Raw genomic sequence first — 17,809 nt, 5'->3', positions numbered from 1 at the left:
TGCATGCCCCCCTAGAAAATTTCGATTGGCCCGCCCTCTCGCGCCGGATAGGGTGATTCGACGAGGCGTCGGTCAACAGTCGCGCTCGGCGACTCCAGCCATTGTCGACGTCATGCCGGCTATGCTGACCGCGCCCATCATCAATCATCGCCAATAACAACAAACGGCCTATCGATGCGTCTGATCTCCCTCCTGCCTGCATTGCTGCTGGGTGGGCTCTTCTGTCTTGTCACGCCACCGGCCCAGGCGACCGATAGCGGCGTCACACTGCGCGTCGCCTACGATACCGATCCGCTCTCGCTGGATATCCACGAGCAGCTCAATATCGGCATGCTGCAGCTGGCTCACCTGGCGTTCGATCCGCTGATTCGCTGGGACCGGCACCTCGACTTCGAACCCCGTCTCGCCACCGATTGGGAACGCATCGACAGCCGGACCCTGCGTCTGCACCTGCGCCACGGCGTCCGTTTTCATTCGGGTAATCGGCTTCGCGCCCGGGACGTGGTCTGGACCGTCGAACGCCTTCAGCGCAGCCCCGACTTTCGCGCCATTTTCTCGCCGCTCGATCGCGTCAGCGCGCTGGACGATTTCACCGTTGAACTGCATACACGCCAGCCCTATCCCCTGCTACTCAATCTGGCGACCTACATTTTTCCCATGGATAGTGCTTTTTATAGCGGTACGACCCGAGAAGGACACGACAAGGATGAGATCATCAAGAATGGCAATACCTTCGCGGCCACTCACCTGTCCGGTACGGGCCCCTTCCGCGTGATCGAGCGCGAGCCCGGCGTACGGACCGAGTTCGCGCGCTTCGAGGATTACTGGGATGAAGCGTCACCGGGCAACGTCGATCACATCACGCTGACGCCCATCGCCGAGGATGCAACGCGGGTCGCGGCGCTGCTCTCCGGCGACGTCGACTTCATCTCGCCGGTACCGTCGACGGCCTTGCCGAGAATCCAGCGCGAGGACAGCGTGCGTCTGGTCACCATGCCGGGCAACCGGATCACCATGCTGCAACTCAATCAAGCGCGAGTCCCCGCGTTTCGCGACCGGCGGGTGCGCCAGGCCTTCGCCTATGCCGTCGATCAGCGAACCATTGCCAACCGACTGCTGAAAGGCACGGTTACACCGGCGGCCCAGATGTCGCCCACGGGATACTCCGGCCATGACAGCGACCTGACGCCTCGCTATGACCTGGCACGAGCCCGTGAGTTGATGCAGGAGGCGGGCTACGGCGACGGTTTCCAGGTCACCTTGATGGCGCCGAACAACCGATACGTCAATGACGCTCAGACCGCCCAGGTCGCCTTGGCCGTCTCGGCGATGCTGGCGAGAATCAACGTCGATGTCGAATTCACCACACTGCCCAAGAACCAGTACTGGTCGAAGTACGACGCCCGCGCCGCCGATATCATGATGCTGGGCTGGTATTCGGACACCGGAGACTCTGCCAACTTCTTCGAGTACCTGACCTTCTGCCCAGATAGCGAGACGGGGGCGGGTCGCTACAATGCCAGCGAATACTGTCGGCCTGCCGTGGATGCGCTCGTCCGTCGCGCCAACCTGGAGACCGATTCGACCCGCCGAAGCGCACTGCTGCGACGGGCAGAGCGTCTCATCCATGACGATGCGCCTTTCATCCCGCTCTACTGGCCCAATCTCACCTGGGCTGCTGGCGAGCGCGTGCACATCGAGCGTGTCGTCAACGTCATGAACATGCCCTATCTCGGCGACGTCGTGGTCGACACGCCATGACACGAGCACAGAGGACATGATGGGTTTCCTGCTCCGGCGCCTTGCGCAGACCCTTCTCGTCATGGGCGCGATCAGCGTGATCGGGTTCGCCCTACTGGACGGCCTAGAGCCTGCCGTACCCGCCGAGCACAGCATCTGGCAGCGCTACCTGCAATTCGCCGCCGCGGCACTACGCCTCGACTTCGGCGACTCCGCCTTCTTTCACGAACCCGCGCTCGATATCGTCGTCCGCTACCTGCCGGCAACGCTGGAACTCTTCATGACCAGCGCCCTGCTGACCCTTTTGTTAGCGATACCGCTGGGTGTTTACACGGCGATTCGCCCCCGTGGCCTCTTGGCCCGTTGCTGCCTGGCCGGCTCAGCCATCGGCATCTCGATGCCGGTCTTCCTCACTGCCATTCTGTTGATCCAGCTCTTCGCCATCGGCGTCAACGTCACTCCGTTCCCGCCGGGAACAGACTGGGGCGCCTGGCTCAACGCCCTGCTATCCACCGACGGCGGCATGCCGGCCTACGGGCGAGGCAATCCGGTTCATGTCTGGGGTAGCTGGTACACCAACTTCTCCACGTGGCAGGGACTCGGTTATCTGCTGTTGCCGGCCTCCGCGCTGGCGTCAGTCATGCTGCCGTTGTTCGTTCGTCTGATCCGAGCCGAGATGCTGGAGGTCCTCGAGAGCGACTACGTGAAGTTTGCGCGAGCCAAGGGACTTTCCTCCGCGCGGATCTATTTTGTCCATGCCTTGAAGAATGCGCTGCTGCCGGTCATGACCATCGGCGGCATGCAGTTCGGGACGCTGGCTGCCTATACCCTGCTGACGGAAACTGTCTTCCAATGGCCGGGGCTAGGGCTAATGTTTCTCGATTCCATCGAACGCTCGGACATCCGCCTGCTGGTCACCTATCTCATGGTAATGGGGGGCATTCTGGTCGTGACCAACGTCGTGATCGATCTGCTTTATCTGTGGCTCGACCCTCGCATTCAGCTGAACGGGCGGACACCATGAAGCGCTTCCCGACGACGAGACTGGCGCCACACTGGCAGCGTCTGCAAGGCTCCCATTTCGCCTACCGCTGGCGGCGTGATCGCCTGGCACGGCTCTGTGCCCTGATCTTGACGCTATTGCTGGGCGCTGCCCTGCTGGCCCCCTGGCTCGCGCCGAGCAACCCTTACGATCTGGCACAGATCCGCCTGCTGGACTCGGAGCTGCCTCCTTTCTGGGTTGCGGGGGGCACGACAGCCCATTGGCTGGGCACCGATGCGCAGGGACGCGACATGCTGTCGAGCATTCTCTACGGGGCTCGAGTCTCGGTCGCCATCGGTTTCGGTGCGGTATTGCTGCAAGCGCTGGTCGGCATCGGACTCGGCCTGCTGGCCGGTTTCCGGGGCGGCAGCGTCGATGCATTGATCATGCGCCTGACGGATATCCAGCTTTCGCTGTCCACTCTGATGACGGCGATCGTGGCCGGCGCCGTGGTCAAGGCGGCGTTCGGCGGGGCTTTCTATGGCGACTACGCCGTGCTCATGCTGGTCCTGATCATCGGTCTGAGCGAATGGCCACAGTTCGCGCGAACGGTCCGGGCCAGCGTGCTTGCCGAAACGCGCAAGGATTACGTCGAAGCCGCGCGAACGCTAGGGTTTTCCCACCGCCGAATCATGCTGCGACACCTCCTGCCGAACGTCCTCTCGCCAATCCTCGTCATCTCGGCGGTGCAGATCGCCAACGCCATCATGACCGAGGCGGCGCTCTCGTTTCTCGGTCTCGGCATGCCGGAAACCCAGCCTTCGCTGGGTTCGTTGATCAAGTCCGGATTCGACTACCTGCAATCCGGTTCATGGTGGATTACGTTGATTCCGGGCCTGTTTCTCGTCGTTCTCGTGCTCTCCATCAACCTCCTGGAAGACTGGCTGCGCGATACGATGAATCCCCGACGGTACAAGGACTAGCGACATGGCCCTGCTCGAAGTCAACGGCCTCGACGTGCAGTTCCCGATGCGCCAGCAACCCCTGCAGGCACTGCGTGGTGTCGCCTTCCATCTGGAGCGCGGCGAGCGGCTGGGTATTGTCGGCGAGTCCGGCGCAGGCAAGTCGGTACTGGCCTTCAGCCTGCTCAACCTGCTCTCTCGTCCGGGGTTCATCAACGCCGGCAGCATTCGTTTCGAAGGCCAGGAATTGGTCGGCCTCTCCGAGCGACGCCTGCGTCGTCTACGCGGGCGCCGTCTGGCGATGATCTTTCAGGATCCGATGATGACGCTCAACCCGCTGCTGACCATCGGCCAGCAGATGGTCGAGACGCTGCATGCGCACCGACGACTCACCCGCCGGGAAGCCAGAGCGCTGGCAATAGGCCGTCTCGGCCACGTCCAGATTGCGGAGCCCGAGCTGCGTCTGCGCCAGTATCCGCACGAGCTTTCCGGCGGCATGCGCCAGCGCGTGGTCATTGCCATCGCGCTGCTGCTGGATCCCGATATCATCATTGCCGACGAGCCCACCACGGCGCTCGATGTCACCACGCAAGCCAACCTCATTGCCCTGCTGCGTCAGCTTTGCGACAAGCACAATGTCGGGTTGATTCTGATCAGTCACGATCTCGGCGTCATCAACCAGCTGACGCAGCGCACACTCGTCATGTACGCCGGAAGCATCGTCGAACAGGGGCCGACGCGCGTGCTCATCAATGATGCGCAGCACCCTTACACCCAGGGCCTGGTCAATGCCCTGCCTCAACTGACACCGCCTCGCCAGCGGCTACGCCAGATCCCGGGGCCGCTGCCGGATCCGCTGGATTCGCCGGTCGGATGCGCGTTTCATCCACGCTGCCCCTACCGTTTTCACGATGACGGAACGCCTCGCGAGGACTGTCTGGCGCGCGCCCCCCGACTGGAGAGCGCCGGCGAGGGGCGGGTCGCCTGCCACTGGGTTCGTGAACTGCACGAAATACCGACTTTCGAGGAGACATCGACATGAGATATGACGACGATGGATAACCTTCTCGACAGCGGATACCCCCCGTTGGCCCAGGTCGGGCGCCCTGCCGGCGATGATATTCCCCTGCTGCGGGTTCGCCAGTTGCAGAAGCGCTATGCCTTACGCGGCGCCCGCTCCTGGACTGGGCGACAACCGACGAGATCGCTGGAAGCAGTGGACGGTGTCGATCTCGACATCCAGAGGGGCGATGTCTGCTGTATCGTCGGCGAATCGGGCTGCGGTAAATCCACCCTGGCCCGACTGATCATGGGCTTGACTCGCCCCAGCCATGGCGAAGTCCACTACGACGGCAAGCGCATTGACCATCTTGGCACCGCCCAGCGGCGACCCTATCGGCGCCGTATGCAGATGATCTTCCAGGACCCCTACGCGTCCCTGAATCCGCGACTCAGCGTGCGCAGCATGTTGGAAGAGCCGCTTCGCGTTTACCATCGCGACTGGACACGTGGACGCATACGGGAGGCTGTCGAAGCGCTGATGGCAGACCTCGGTATGTCGCCGGAATGGGGAAGCCGCCATGCCCACGAATTTTCGGGTGGCCAGCGGCAGCGGATCGCCATCGCTCGCGCCTTGATCCTCAATCCCGAATTCGTCGTCGCCGACGAACCGGTGTCGTCGCTCGATGTTTCGGTACAGGCTCAGGTCCTCAATCTGCTGGCAGAGATTCAGACGAAGCGTCAGTTGACCTTTGTCATGATTACCCACGATCTCGCCGTCGTTGAGCACTTTGCCACGCGAGTCGCAGTCATGTATCGGGGCACGCTATGCGAGATCAGCGATCCGGCAACGCTGTTCTCCAGCCCACGCCATCCCTATACGCATGCCCTGCTCGCGGCCATGCCCCGGATCGATGACGACCGAAACTGCCGGCCGCTACCGGAAGCCGGCGTCGCCGCGTCGTCGATGCCAGGTTGCGCCTTCAGCGACCGTTGCCCGTATGCCACGACGCGCTGCCGCCGGGAAGCCCCTGCGCTAGTCGAGCTAGACAATGCGGCCGATCGCTGGGTCGCCTGTCATGGCGTCGAAGAGAAGCGCCTGTAGATGTTCGGTCGTTTCTCCGCTCGGCCGCTCCACAGCTCCCGACAACCGCATGATTCACGCTAGAGAGCATCATGGAACTACGTTGGCTCGAAGACTTCATCGTCCTGGCGGAAACACGCCACTTCTCGCGTGCGGCCGATCTGCAGAACGTGACACAGCCGACGTTCTCGCGACGCATCAAGCTGCTGGAAGAGTCAATGGGGGCGACGCTGGTCAACCGTCAGTCGCTGCCGCTGGGACTAACGCCCGCCGGCGAGGAGTTCCTGATGCTGTGTCGGCAAATTACCGAGCGCGTACGCCTGACCCGCGAACGATTGCGGAATCTCGAGCGCGAAGATACTTCCCGCGTCAAGCTGGCAACCTCGCAGAGCCTGCTCACGCAGTTTCTTCCCGACTGGCTTCAACGCCATGGGCTGACGCAGCAGGTGGAACCCTACCTGCGTGCAACCGGCTGGCTGATCGGCGACTACTTTCAAGCGCTGGAACGCGCCGAGGTCGATCTCGCCTTATGCTACTGGCCACAGGAACGCACCGAGCTCAATCTGGATCTCAGTGGTCTGCGTTATCTCGACATCGGCGAAGAGCGCCTGATTCCCGTGAGTGCCGCCGGGCTCAACGGTAGCGCCCGTTTCTCGCTACCCGGAGACAAACGCCAACCGTTACCGCACATCGCCTATCATGCCAGCGGTCTGATCGCTGCCGCGCTAGACGCTCACTGGCACCGTTCGCGACAGGAAATTCATCTGACGACGCTCAATGAGAATGTTCAGACATCGAATATCCGCGAGCTGGTGCAGGAGGGCTATGGGCTTGGCTGGCTACCATGGCGGACGGTGCGCCACCAGTTGGAAACCGGAGAATTGACACGGGCCGGCGATCAACGCTGGGACGTGCCGCTGACATTGCGGCTCTATTTCCGTCACGATAGTCGCCATCCTTCGCTACCCGACCTGTTGACCCGTATTCAGGAGTCCTTCGCCGATGCCCCCTTCCACTGACGCTGAACAACGCCATCATGCCCATCTTACCCGCCTGCAGGCGGCCTATGACGAGATCCTGACCCGCTGCGGCTACGATGGCGTGGCTATCTACAGCGGCGCCCCCCGCACGCTGTTTGGCGATGATCAGGAGAGCTCGTTCGCCGCTTATGGGCACTTCGTGCACTGGACCGGCGCCGCGCAGAATGCCCACGACTGGCTGTTCGTGCTCCTCGGTCAGGGCCCCCGCTGGTACTACCATGCTCCGGCGGATTTCTGGCATTTGCCAACGCCACCGCCGACCGGCGTACTGGCCGAAAGACTCTCGCCGGAACCATTGCGCGACGGTCTGGGTATGCCGTTACCGCCGGGCGACAGTCAGCGCCTGGCGGTGCTGGGGGACGTAGCGGGGCTTGCGCTTCCCCAAGGCGTGATTTGCAACCCACCGGATCTCATCGCCGCGCTCGACGAGCTGCGCCTCTACAAGGACGAGCACGAGCGCGACGCGTTGCGCACCGCCAACCGCTGGGCTCTGGCCGGCCACGCGGCAGCCCGGGAAGCCTTCCTGGCAGGCGCCGGAGAGCTCGATATCCAGCTGGCTTATCTGGCGGCGAGTCGACAGCGCGAATCGCACGTGCCCTATCAGAACATTGTCGGCATCAATCAGCATGCCGGTACGCTCCATTACCAGCACTACGACATCACCCCGCCCACACGCGCGAATGCGTTGCTGGTCGACGCCGGCCATCGCCATGCCGGCTACTGCGCGGATATCACCCGCACCGCGGCTGGCGCGGCGGCGGATCCGCTGTTCACGACGCTGATCGAGGGCGTGAGCCGCTATCAGCAGCGCTTGATCGCGCGACTGGCGCCAAATGTGGAGTTCGTCGAGCTCCACCGCGAGATGCACTGGCACCTGGCAACCCTGCTGGCGGAAACCGGGCTCTTCAAGGGGAGCGCCGAAGCCGCCGTGGCAGGCGGGCTGACACGGGCGTTCTGCCCCCATGGCCTGGGGCACAGCCTCGGCGTGCAGGTCCACGATGTCGGTGGCCGTCAGGCGAATGCCAGTGGCGCACTGTTACCGCCGCCTGACGAGGATCCGGCGCTACGCTTTACCCGTCACCTCGACGTTGGCATGGTGGTGACGATCGAGCCGGGGCTCTACATTATCCCCATGCTCCTCGAGCCATTTCGCCAAGGCGAGACCCGCCACAGCGTCGATTGGCAGACGGTTGATCGACTGGCCGATCATGGCGGCATCCGGATCGAGGACAACGTCTATATCACGGCGCACGGCCACGACAATCTCACTCGAGGTGGGCGCCACGACGACGACTAGGATCTCTCGCCATGGCAAGCCCGATCGTATCGGCTGACTTCCGCGCACCGCCGGGATTACGCAACCGCCACGTGCAGACGCTACTACCGAGGCTGCTACCGCGCCGGGCGCTCGCGCGCGATACGGAAATCGTCAATCTGCCGGACGGCGACTTCGTCGAACTGGCCTGGGCACGCCCGGCGCCGGCCAGCCCCGAGGCCCCCATCTTTCTGCTGTTCCACGGGCTCGAGGGCTCCTTCGACTCACCCTACGCGCGCGATCTCCTGTACGCCGCCGGCACGGCCGGCTGGCGTGCCGTGCTGATGCACTTCCGCGGCTGCGGGCAGGCACCCAATCGTCTACCTCGCGCCTACCACTCGGGGGATACAGCCGATGCCTACTGGATCATCGGCCAGCTGGCGCAGCGTTACCCCCAGGCGTTGATGGTCTGCGCCGGGGTCTCGCTCGGCGCCAATATGCTGCTCAAGCTGCTGGCCGAGCAAGGTGGTGACGGATTGCCGCTGGCCGGTGCCATTGCCATCAATGCGCCGCTCGACCTGGCGGCCAGCGCAGACACCCTCAACCAGGGCATGGCCCGGCTTTATCAGCGTCACTTGCTGAACGCGCTGAAACGCAAGGTTCTCGAGCGCCTCGAAACGACGCCGCTACCGTTGACCATCGGGGCACCGCAGATTCGCCAGCTGGATACGTTCTGGGCCTATGACAACGATGTCACGGCGCCTCTTCATGGGTTCCAGTCGGCCAGCGACTACTATCGACGGGCATCGGCCGGCCCCTTGCTGGGCGAGATCGAGCTGCCGACGCTGATACTGCACGCCGACGACGACCCCTTCATGCCGAGAGATCTCTTTTCGCGCCTTCCCGCGCCCTCGCCTAGCGTTCGCGTGGAAGTCGCCGGCCATGGCGGCCACGTCGGCTATATCGAGGCCCGTGACGGCCGCCTGCGCTCCTGGCTGTCGCGCCGGGTGGCGGCGCAGCTACGGCAATGGGCACCGGCGGCCCTGGCACGACAGCCAACCACGGTGGTCTGACAGCAGTGGTTTGACAACAACAGGGCTCTCGGGGCGCAAGCCACCGCAAGCCATCGGCCGCTTCTCGCGACGCTCAGGCCGGCAATGGACAGGTCACGCCGGTTCCCTTGAGTCCGCAATAGCCGTTGGGATTGCGTGCCAGATACTGCTGGTGCATCTCTTCGGCGTAGTAAAACGTCTCCAGCGCTCGAATCTCGGTCGTGATGTCACCCAAGCCTCGTGCATTCAGCGCGTGCTGGTAGGCGTCGCGGCTCTGCCGGGCCGCCTGCAACTGTGCCTCGTCGGTGGTATAGATCGCCGAGCGATACTGCGTTCCCTGATCGTTGCCCTGGCGCATGCCCTGGGTAGGATCGTGCGCCTCCCAGAAAAGACCGAGTAGCTGATCCAGCGATAGCCGAGCGGGATCGTAGACCACCAGAACTACCTCAGCGTGGCCGGTCAGCCCGGTGCAGGTCTCCTCGTAAGTGGGGTTGGGCGTGATGCCACCAGCGTACCCGACGGCCGTGACATGGACCCCGGGGGTCTGCCAGAACAGACGCTCGGCGCCCCAGAAGCAGCCCAGACCCAGGACAATGTATTCGAACCCTTCCGGAAACGGCGGGTGCATCGACTCACCGCTGACGAGATGTTGGCCGCTAATCTGAAGCGGCGCGTCGCGCCCGGGTAGCGCGGTCTCCGCGGTGGGCAGGGAATCGGGACGTCGCGAGAACATGAGTTGACTCCAAGTGAGAGCGCCGTCGGCGTGGCGAGCCCGCCGACGGCAGTGTCAGGGGCCGCTGCGCCCCAGACTGAAGGTATAAATGAGATCCAGCGCCTGGGCAGCGCCTGAGACCGCCTGCAGGTAGAGGTTCTGAATCAGGCGATAGCGCAGCGTCAGCTCGGCGATAGGAGAGAATATGCCGACGCCGTAGCTCACCTTCAAGTCGTCGAAGACGTAGCCGCTGACAACCACCTGGCTATCGTCACCCGCCCCCGAGGCATCGAGACTCAGATCCTCGACACCGAATACCTCCCCGACCTGTCCGACAGCGCTGCCGGTCTGCGACAACGACAGCCCGATCAATGCCGAGGTCAGCGCATCGTCGCCACTACCGGAATCCTCGGGAGCCCGCCCACGCAGAATATAGGAGAGCGCGCGACTCTCGGTCATCGCCGGCTCGGAGAAGATCGTCAAGCGCGGCGCGGAGGCCTGCCCCGTCACGCGCAGGCCGGCAATGACGTCGTCCTCCGTGGTATCGGGATTGCGGATCGCCTCGAACCGCAGGCTGGGCTGCGACGCCGGCCCACTGAACAGCACCTGCCCCTGACGAATGATCAAATCCTGACCGAAAGACGTGTAGGTACCATCGACGAGATTGACGTCGCCGAATAGCTGCACGGGCCCCGTGCCCTGTCTCACCTGCAGCTCTCCCTGCAACCCCGCCTCGAGGCCATAGGCCTCGAGCTGCATGTCCGGCCCAAGATGCAGATCGACAAGTACATCGAGCTGCATGCCAGCGTCGGCCAGCGCCTGCGCGGTATCGGCCCCTTGATCGTTGGCCTCGGCCGCTGCGGCAGCTCGCTGCTGGCGATCCTCCTCCTCGCTGATGATCACCGTATCGCTGCTCGGTGCTTGGGCCGACGCTGGAAGCTGCCCGATGTCCAACCGCGCCCAGGGCACATTGACATCGCCACGCACTCGCAGACGCTGCGGGAGAGCCTGAATCTGGATATCGGGCGCCACCCGAAGTCGGCCGTAGGCCGGCAGCGCGATCAGCAGCGGCGACTCCTGGCCATCGATAGACGCATTGGCGCGCCAGTTGGCCGGATCCGACCAGTCCGCGTCGCCATCGAGCTCGAGGCGGCCATCATCGCTCTGCACATGGCCTTCCAGCGTCGAGGTCTGGCCACGGAGTGCCATCTGCAGACGGGCGTCGGTGATCGCGACCGGCGAGACGCCGCCGCGGACACGCACATCGCGAATCTCGACGTTGCCGTCAAGCGAGGGCATGGCGAGGTTGCCGCCCAAGGCCACATCGCCATCGAGAGCGCCCTCGAGTTGATCGATACCGGCCACCAGTGGGCGATAGGGACTGAAACGCAGATTTTCCAGCTGCAATCGGCCTTGCAGCGTACCGGCGCCGGCCGGGTCATCCACCTGCGCCTGCAGTCGCAAGCGTCCGGCATCCTGAAGTGACAGCTCGAGCTGGGTCTGCACCTGACGCTGGTTGGCTTCCAGCGATAGTGACAGCGCCGCTTCCGGCACCTGCCAGGCCGCGCCCCGCGCATCGACACCACTGACGGCCACCTGGCTGTCGATATCGGCCGCTGCCGCCCATGCCTGCCCGCCGCGGGACCAGCTGGCGATCAGGCGTCCGTCGGTACGACCGTCGGCTTGCCACCCCTGGGGCAGAAAGGCGTCGAGCAGCGCCATGGGCACCTCCTCGAGCGACAGCGCGGCCCGCCCCTGATCCGCGGAGGCATTCATGCGCTCGGTCAGACAGAGTGCGCCACCCTGCCGGCGGTCGAGACAGAAGGGTTCGACCGTCGCGCTGGCGGTGGCAAGATTGGCAGTAAAGTCGAGCGCCTCACGCAGCGCGAGATCGCCGTAGTCGGTCGAGACGGCAAGTGGCGCGAGATGCCCCCGGTAGCGCTGGCTGTCGAGATTCAAGCCACCTTGCAGCTCCAGCGATGCGCGAGAGACTGGCAGCCCTTCACCACCGATGAGCGCCAGTGATAGCTGGTGCTGAGACAGGCGTCCGCTCAGATCGAGGGCCAGTGACTCGAGACGCTGCCCGCCGGCCTCGACACCGTCCGCGTCAAGATCGACCTCGAACGTCGGATCCTGCGTGCCCGCGGACTGAGCGGACAGCGTCAGGCGCTGCAGCTGGTTCTGCGCGAATGCTACGTTATCCCCCTGCAGTTGCAGATCGATCTGCGGTCGTTCCAGCGTCCCCCGCCCGTGGAACGCGCCTTGCAGCGTGCCGGCAAGCTGCGGCAGGATCGAGGCAAGATTGGGCGCATCGACCCGGCCATCGAGTTGGATGCGTTCATCCAGTCGTCCGCTGGCCGTCAGGCGGTTATTGCCCTGCCGCAGGTCCAGTCGCCGAATGTTCCACTGCATCTGACTGTTGCCATCCAGCGCCGCATTCAGACGCAATGGCCGCTGTTGCAGCTGGCCATCGATCGCCAATGTCGGCAAGGCGAGTTGCCAGCCGCCCTCCGGGGCCATGGCAAACGCCAGACGAGCCTGACCATTCAACTGACCGCTGACCGCCTGGGTGAATGCCTGCAGCGGCAATCGCGAGAGATTCAGATCGACGCTGGCGGACAGCGTCGGCGTCCAACGCACCGTTCCCGTACTCGCCAAAGTGCCGTTCTGACTGGCGACGTCGAGCGGCTGCCAGTGAAACTGGGCCAGATCGCCGCGGCCGGCCAACGATAGCGTCACCGGAGGCAGCTCGGGACCCTGGCCCGCCAGCTCAAGATTGGCCTGATACCCGGAGAGATCGCCCTCGGCCCGTAGGGACAGGCGATCAAGCCGGTAGGGCGCCGAATCGCCATCGGTCTCCAACGCGATACCGTGAAGCTGTCGGGCGACGAGAATGGCCGATTCATCGAGCCCTTCTGCCAGGTCGGTGAACGGTGCGAAGTCGCGCGATGCCAACGGCCAGCGCAGAGCCCGCCCTTGAAGCGCAAGCGAAAACGGCAGCGTCTCTGCCATGAGATTCAGATGGGCATCGAGCGAGGCCTCGGCGTTGCCCGAAGTCTGGAGCGCAACGTCGAGGTCGGTCAAATCGCCATCGATATCCAATGATACGGTCTGCCCATAAATCGGCGTCCGCTTGAGTCGGGCGTCAAGCCGCAGGGAGAGCGGAAAATCCCCTGTCAAATCGGCTTCCGCGCGCAGGTCGGCATCCGCTTCCGGCGACCGGAGCCGGAGACGTCGAATTTCTACCTTGTGATCGATGGCATAGGCCGCCAGTTCGAGGTGATCCAGCCGTTGCGGTGAAGGACCGTCCAAGCGCGCATCGCTAATCACCAGACTGGGGATCTCGACCTCGATAGGCAGCGTAAAATCCGGGAGCTGCTCTTGAAGCACTCGCAGCTGCCGTTCGATCACCCCGGCCAGCGGCGGTTTTTCCGCCGACGCGCTAGCGCCGGAAACGTTGGCGGCCGCCGCGAGTGTCAACGGCGTTAGCGGACCATCCAGCCCGCCGTCCGCGACGACAGCACTCGTCATGGAAGCCGCGCCCTCGTTGTCCGCCGAAACGGCGGCGGGATCTCGCCGAGAGGCATCTTCGTGCAGCGTCCGGGCACTCTCGATGGCGGCACTGCTGACGACGCCCGGGCCGGGCTCGAGCGAAGCCAGCGTGTCGCCCAGCGAGCGGTGATCCTCCTCGCTTGCCGGCAGCGTCACGCGAGTTTCCGCCAGCGTGGTCGGTTTCAGCGACACGCGCGAGCCGGACAGCGTGGCGCCGGTCTCGAAGTGCGCCCAATGAAGATCCGTGCCGTTGGCGAGCTGAATGCCGACATCATTGAGCCGCACGCGACGGATCTCGATCGGCAGCGGTACGGAAAATGCCGGTAACCCTCCCCCCGAGTCTGCCTCGGCGGCTGCCGGCGGCGGCTCGCTTGCGCTCTCGCCGCCCCGCACACGAGCGCCCTCGACGGTGAAATCGTCCAGACAGAGGCGTCCCGAGAGCAGGCAGTCGTCCGCCCAGGCGAGATGAAGGTAGTCGATCGAGACATCGAGCGTACCCGCCGTCAGCGTGAAACCCTCGAGAGTCAGCGCATCCAGCGGTGCCCCGGCAAAGCGCTCGGCCTGAACCCAGCCTCGCGACTGTGCCTGCTCGAAGAGCCATTGACTGCCCCAAGGCGACAGCGCCGTTCCGGCGAGCGCCAGAAGCAGACCGACGAACCAGAGGACCAAAAAAAGAACTAACCGAATCAGAATTCCGGTCCGATGGAGAAATGGAGACGCCAAGAATCCTCCTCGTCGTCAAACGGGTGGGCAATATCGAAACGGATCGGTCCGACAGGCGAAATCCAACGTACGCCGACACCGGCACCGGTCTTGAGGGTTTCCGGCCACCAGTCGTCGAAGGCATTGCCCGTATCGACAAAGGTAGCGCTCCAGAAGTTGCCGGTAATATGGCGCTGGTACTCGACGCTGCCGGTCAACATATGCTGACCACCGAGCAGTTCGCCGTCATCGTTCTCTGGCGACAGACTCTCGTAATCGTAACCTCGAATGCTCTGATCGCCACCGGCGAAGAACCGCAGCGAGGGAGGCACCTTATCGAACGTGTTGGTCGCCATCGCGCCGCCGCCGAGACGGCCGACAAAGCGGTTCTCACGGCCGAGCATACGCACCCAGTGAGAACTGAACGTGCTGCGCACGAAGCGCGCGTCGGAGCCCCAGGCAGGGTCGGACCACTCCAGCGTCAGTTGCTGGCGATCGCCCCAGGTCGGAAAGCTGTCGTTACGCTTGCGAGTGCGTGTCCAGCTGATGCCAGGATAGAGCAGCAGAACGGCATCATCCTGATCGGCCTGGGTAAAGTCCTCGTAGGTGGTCTGCCAGTAGAGGTCCTGCTCCCAGCCGTTGGCAAACTCCCAGTGCCGGGCCAGCTGCACCGAGCTCTCCAGGCTCTGCGTATCCTCGTTATCGATATTCTTGAGCCCGTAGCGCACGCGATAGCTGTCCCGCAGGGGGTTGGCCAGCGGAATGACATACTCACCGTTGAAGCGCTGCTCAGGGCCGGAAAGGTAGAGCGAATTGGTCAGGCTATGCCCGTAGCGATTGAGCCACGGCATGGTCCAGGAAAACTGCGTGCGCGGACCGACGTCGGTGGCGTAACCGATACCGACCTCGAACTGATGGCGATCAGCCGGCGTCAGCTCGACATCGACCGGGACCACGGTGGGGTGTGTGTCCGTCAGTTCGCGCGCCACACGTAGCCCTGGCCCGCCCAGCACCCGCGACGGATCTTCGATGATGTCTCGCCCCGTGGACTCGCGCCACCAGCGGCTGGGCGTCGGCGGTGCGTCTTCGTTGACCCGAGGGCGGACCGCCACGCCGCGAAACCACTCGGTCTGCCCCAGGTTTTGATTGAGTTCGGCCAGGTCGCCAGCCAGATAAGGGTCGCCCGGGGCGAACGGCACCATGTTCTCGAGGCGATGCGGCTCGATCTGGCTGCCGTCGAAGCGCACGTGGCCGAAGCGATAGCGGGTGCCACTGTCGAAGTCGAGGAAGATCCGGGCGCTGCTTTCCCAGGGGCGTACCTCGATGCGTTGTTGACGAAAGCGCGAATTGAAGTAGCCGCGTTCCAGAGCCAGCGTCGAAAGCTGCCCCTTGAAACCGTCATAGCGGGAATGCACCAGCGGATCACCAACCTTCAGCGGATTGCCGGCCATCGCAGTGTCGAAAGCCTCATCATGCTCGGCATCGCCCTCGAGGGAGACGGCCAGCTGCGTGATGGTGGTACGTTCGCCGGCATCCACATGGATGACCACCCGCTCGTTGTCGTCATCCGGATAACGCGTGGCCAGCGACGTGTCATAATAGCCATAGGCCTGCAGCGCCTGCTCGGTACGGTCACGCACGACACCGTCAAGACGCTCGCGAGTGGCCTGACTGTCGGCATCCAGCTCGGAAAGCATATTGACGATGTTGTCCGCCGGCGCACCGCCGATGCCTTGCACCGTGACCTCCAGCGCCCATCCCTGCCCGGCAACCGGCAGCGTCAGGCAGAGCAGTCCCATCCGTAGGACCTGATGTTGCGACATGCGATCAACCCCCGCCACGCTGCAGATTGGATACATCGGTAATCAGCGACGTCACACGGCGCGTCAGCTGAGAACGACTGGCCTCGAGCGACCCCACACGTTCGCGGATTTCGCGAAGCTGAGACTCGCTGACACCGCTCGGCAACGCGTCGAGACGAGACTGGAGCGACTCCATTCCTGCATTGAGAGCCGTTTGCCCCTGACGAAGTTCCGTTACCGCATCCCGCAGGCGATCGACGCTTTCCTGAGACGGCGACGCTTGCTCGCTCAGGCTGTTCACCTGACTGACCAAGTTATCGACTCGTTGCGACAGCTGATCGACGTTTGCGGCATCACCGCCCCCCAGCTCGTCCAGGCGCGCCTCGAGCTGCGCCCGCTGCGTGTTGGCTGTTTCCAACCGAGCGGCGAGCGCTTCACGCTGCTCGCGGGCCTCGTCCAGCGTCTGCGACAGGGCCTCGAGACGCTCGCCGTCGCGCTGCCGCGCGTGTTCGATCGAATCCAGTCGGCTCGCCAACGCGGCTCGCTCGCTCTGGCCGGTGCTTTCCAGCGCCGCATAAGAGGCTTGCAAGGCACCGATCAGCGCTCGCGTATTGTCGTCACTTTCTTCGAGTGCCTGCAGACGCGCATCCAACGACGCGTCATCTTGTGAATCGGCGACTCGCGTCTCCAGGCTGCCGACCGCCGCTCGGGTGGCTTCAAGCTGATCCTGCAGACGGTCGAATTCCGCGCGCAGGCTCTCGCCGGAAGCGTCGAGCGTGCTGCCGGTCGATTCCAGGCGCTGATCGAAGCGATCAAGACGCGCATCCTGCATTCTCTGCGCCTGGAGGTAATACCAACTCCCGCCGACCAGCGCGGCAATGAGGCAAAGTATCAGCAGCCAGAGCGGCCAGACGCGCGGCGAACGGCGACCGGGTGACGCTGGAGACGGGGTAGCATGGCGAGCAGAGCCACGATGAACCGCCCTGTCGCTGCTGTCGGGTACGATGGAGTTGACGCGATGGTCGTCGGAGTGTGGTGGCATTGCCGTCGTATACCTTACCGATGGGGATGCGGTCCGCGGGAGAGATCCGGATGAAACCCGATGCCCGAGGAGGCAGGCATCGGATGAAAACTCGGCCGAGTCTATCGACCTGCCGGTCACGTTACGTGAAAGCCGCCGCAAAGCCTAGGCTTGGCAGCGCCGCCCTGTCGTGATACGACACGATGGCCGGATCGGATGCCGCCATTGGCGACACGAGGGTCGTTCGCGGTAGCATGCGTGCCACCTCACTCGACCGCGAATATCATGTCCGTTTCGAATTTTTCCTTCGAGCTTCCCGCCCTGCCATTCGAGCGCCACTCGCTGGAGCCGGCATGGTCGCGCGCGCAGGTAGATCTGCTCTACAGCCACTATCATCGCCGCCAGTTGGATCGTCTCAACACCCTCGTTTCCGTCGGTAACCGACACTCTCTGGCAGCGCTGACTGATGCCGCCGATCCGGCGACGCGTTTCGCGGCGGCAGAAGCCTGGAACCTGACCGTATTCTGGCACTCATTGACACCTTGGAGCGTGCTGCCCAGCGAATGGCTGGAGCAGCGTATCGTCAGCGATTTCGGTGGCGTTGGCGCCCTTCGGGAGCGGTGGCGGGCCAGTATCGTTACCCAGGCGTCTGCGCAAGGCTGGAGCTGGCTCGCACGCGAACGCGATGGAACGCTTGACCTGCGCGTAGGCGCCGCAGGCGTGCGCCTCGAGCAGGCGACGCCGCTGCTGGCTGTCACGCTCTGCCCCGAGGCACGGCGTATCGACTTCGGTGAGGATGCCGGACGCTACTTCGATGCGCTGTGGCCCCACCTGAACTGGGCTTTCGCCCAGCTCGGCGTGGAGGTGGATAGCTGACCCGCCACACATGATGGCGGGTCGACAGCG

Annotated in this window: 13 protein-coding genes; 9 read left to right on the top strand and 4 right to left on the bottom strand. The window is 64.0% G+C overall.

Annotated features, from left to right (window positions below; translation table 11 throughout):
- The first annotated feature begins 174 nt into the window (after window positions 1–174).
- The 8 genes from MC381_RS12545 to MC381_RS12510 all read left to right on the top strand — a co-directional run bounded on the left by MC381_RS12545 (window position 175) and on the right by MC381_RS12510 (window position 9,135).
- Window positions 175–1,761 carry an ABC transporter substrate-binding protein gene (locus MC381_RS12545; RefSeq protein ID WP_251978096.1) on the top strand — a complete coding sequence of 529 codons (1,587 nt, stop codon included), beginning with the start codon at window positions 175–177 and terminating at the stop codon, window positions 1,759–1,761.
- A gap of 16 nt (window positions 1,762–1,777) precedes the next feature.
- Entirely contained in the window at window positions 1,778–2,764 is a 987-nt protein-coding gene (locus tag MC381_RS12540; protein WP_251978095.1) for an ABC transporter permease, read from the top strand.
- Window positions 2,761–3,705, top strand: a complete 945-nt coding sequence (locus tag MC381_RS12535; RefSeq protein ID WP_251978094.1) for an ABC transporter permease — start codon at window positions 2,761–2,763, stop codon at window positions 3,703–3,705. The genes MC381_RS12540 and MC381_RS12535 overlap by 4 nt, the downstream gene beginning before the upstream one ends.
- Window positions 3,706–3,709: 4 nt before the next feature.
- Complete coding sequence (locus MC381_RS12530; RefSeq protein ID WP_251978093.1) at window positions 3,710–4,726, top strand: ABC transporter ATP-binding protein; 1,017 nt, start codon at window positions 3,710–3,712, stop codon at window positions 4,724–4,726.
- Between the two features lie 12 nt (window positions 4,727–4,738).
- Window positions 4,739–5,788, top strand: a complete 1,050-nt coding sequence (locus tag MC381_RS12525) for an ABC transporter ATP-binding protein (protein ID WP_251978092.1) — start codon at window positions 4,739–4,741, stop codon at window positions 5,786–5,788.
- Between the two features lie 71 nt (window positions 5,789–5,859).
- Entirely contained in the window at window positions 5,860–6,786 is a 927-nt protein-coding gene (locus MC381_RS12520; protein WP_251978091.1) for a LysR family transcriptional regulator, read from the top strand.
- The gene (gene pepQ / locus MC381_RS12515) at window positions 6,770–8,104 is read left to right on the top strand and encodes a Xaa-Pro dipeptidase (RefSeq protein ID WP_251978090.1); all 1,335 of its coding nucleotides are present in this window, start codon (window positions 6,770–6,772) and stop codon (window positions 8,102–8,104) included. Before MC381_RS12520 ends, pepQ begins: the two co-directional genes overlap by 17 nt.
- A gap of 11 nt (window positions 8,105–8,115) precedes the next feature.
- The gene (locus MC381_RS12510) at window positions 8,116–9,135 is read left to right on the top strand and encodes a hydrolase (protein ID WP_251978089.1); all 1,020 of its coding nucleotides are present in this window, start codon (window positions 8,116–8,118) and stop codon (window positions 9,133–9,135) included.
- A 73-nt stretch (window positions 9,136–9,208) separates the two neighbouring features.
- Here the strand turns inward: MC381_RS12510 and msrA are convergent, their stop codons facing one another.
- From msrA to MC381_RS12490, 4 genes are read right to left on the bottom strand one after another with little or no spacing between them, the layout of a single operon-like run.
- Window positions 9,209–9,847: a peptide-methionine (S)-S-oxide reductase MsrA gene (gene msrA, locus MC381_RS12505; protein ID WP_251978088.1), complete on the bottom strand. Its 639-nt coding sequence runs from the start codon at window positions 9,845–9,847 to the stop codon at window positions 9,209–9,211.
- 54 nt (window positions 9,848–9,901) lie between these two features.
- The gene (gene tamB / locus MC381_RS12500; RefSeq protein WP_445380967.1) at window positions 9,902–14,101 is read right to left on the bottom strand and encodes an autotransporter assembly complex protein TamB; all 4,200 of its coding nucleotides are present in this window, start codon (window positions 14,099–14,101) and stop codon (window positions 9,902–9,904) included.
- Entirely contained in the window at window positions 14,065–15,903 is a 1,839-nt protein-coding gene (tamA, locus tag MC381_RS12495) for an autotransporter assembly complex protein TamA (protein ID WP_251978086.1), read from the bottom strand. The genes tamB and tamA overlap by 37 nt, the downstream gene beginning before the upstream one ends.
- A gap of 4 nt (window positions 15,904–15,907) precedes the next feature.
- Window positions 15,908–16,924: a hypothetical protein gene (locus MC381_RS12490; RefSeq protein WP_251978085.1), complete on the bottom strand. Its 1,017-nt coding sequence runs from the start codon at window positions 16,922–16,924 to the stop codon at window positions 15,908–15,910.
- 264 nt (window positions 16,925–17,188) lie between these two features.
- On the opposite strand from MC381_RS12490, the gene MC381_RS12485 reads away from it, so the two are divergent.
- Entirely contained in the window at window positions 17,189–17,779 is a 591-nt protein-coding gene (locus MC381_RS12485; RefSeq protein WP_251978084.1) for a Fe-Mn family superoxide dismutase, read from the top strand.
- Window positions 17,780–17,809 lie beyond the last annotated feature (30 nt).

Source organism: Salinicola avicenniae (assembly GCF_023736115.1).
In the GTDB taxonomy this organism is placed as follows: Bacteria; Pseudomonadota; Gammaproteobacteria; order Pseudomonadales; family Halomonadaceae; genus Salinicola; species Salinicola avicenniae.
This window is presented reverse-complemented; position numbering and strand designations above follow the sequence as displayed.

What these genes read in the sequence shown, in the direction of transcription:
- pepQ (WP_251978090.1), top strand. Translation starts at nt 6,770, where the DNA reads ATGCCCCCTTCCACTGACGCTGAACAACGCCATCATGCCCATCTTACC.
- MC381_RS12540 (WP_251978095.1), top strand. Translation starts at nt 1,778, where the DNA reads ATGATGGGTTTCCTGCTCCGGCGCCTTGCGCAGACCCTTCTCGTCATG.
- MC381_RS12520 (WP_251978091.1), top strand. Translation starts at nt 5,860, where the DNA reads ATGGAACTACGTTGGCTCGAAGACTTCATCGTCCTGGCGGAAACACGC.
- MC381_RS12510 (WP_251978089.1), top strand. Translation starts at nt 8,116, where the DNA reads ATGGCAAGCCCGATCGTATCGGCTGACTTCCGCGCACCGCCGGGATTA.
- MC381_RS12545 (WP_251978096.1), top strand. Translation starts at nt 175, where the DNA reads ATGCGTCTGATCTCCCTCCTGCCTGCATTGCTGCTGGGTGGGCTCTTC.
- MC381_RS12525 (WP_251978092.1), top strand. Translation starts at nt 4,739, where the DNA reads ATGGATAACCTTCTCGACAGCGGATACCCCCCGTTGGCCCAGGTCGGG.
- MC381_RS12490 (WP_251978085.1), bottom strand. Translation starts at nt 16,924, where the DNA reads ATGCCACCACACTCCGACGACCATCGCGTCAACTCCATCGTACCCGAC.
- MC381_RS12530 (WP_251978093.1), top strand. Translation starts at nt 3,710, where the DNA reads ATGGCCCTGCTCGAAGTCAACGGCCTCGACGTGCAGTTCCCGATGCGC.
- tamA (WP_251978086.1), bottom strand. Translation starts at nt 15,903, where the DNA reads ATGTCGCAACATCAGGTCCTACGGATGGGACTGCTCTGCCTGACGCTG.
- MC381_RS12535 (WP_251978094.1), top strand. Translation starts at nt 2,761, where the DNA reads ATGAAGCGCTTCCCGACGACGAGACTGGCGCCACACTGGCAGCGTCTG.
- MC381_RS12485 (WP_251978084.1), top strand. Translation starts at nt 17,189, where the DNA reads ATGTCCGTTTCGAATTTTTCCTTCGAGCTTCCCGCCCTGCCATTCGAG.
- msrA (WP_251978088.1), bottom strand. Translation starts at nt 9,847, where the DNA reads ATGTTCTCGCGACGTCCCGATTCCCTGCCCACCGCGGAGACCGCGCTA.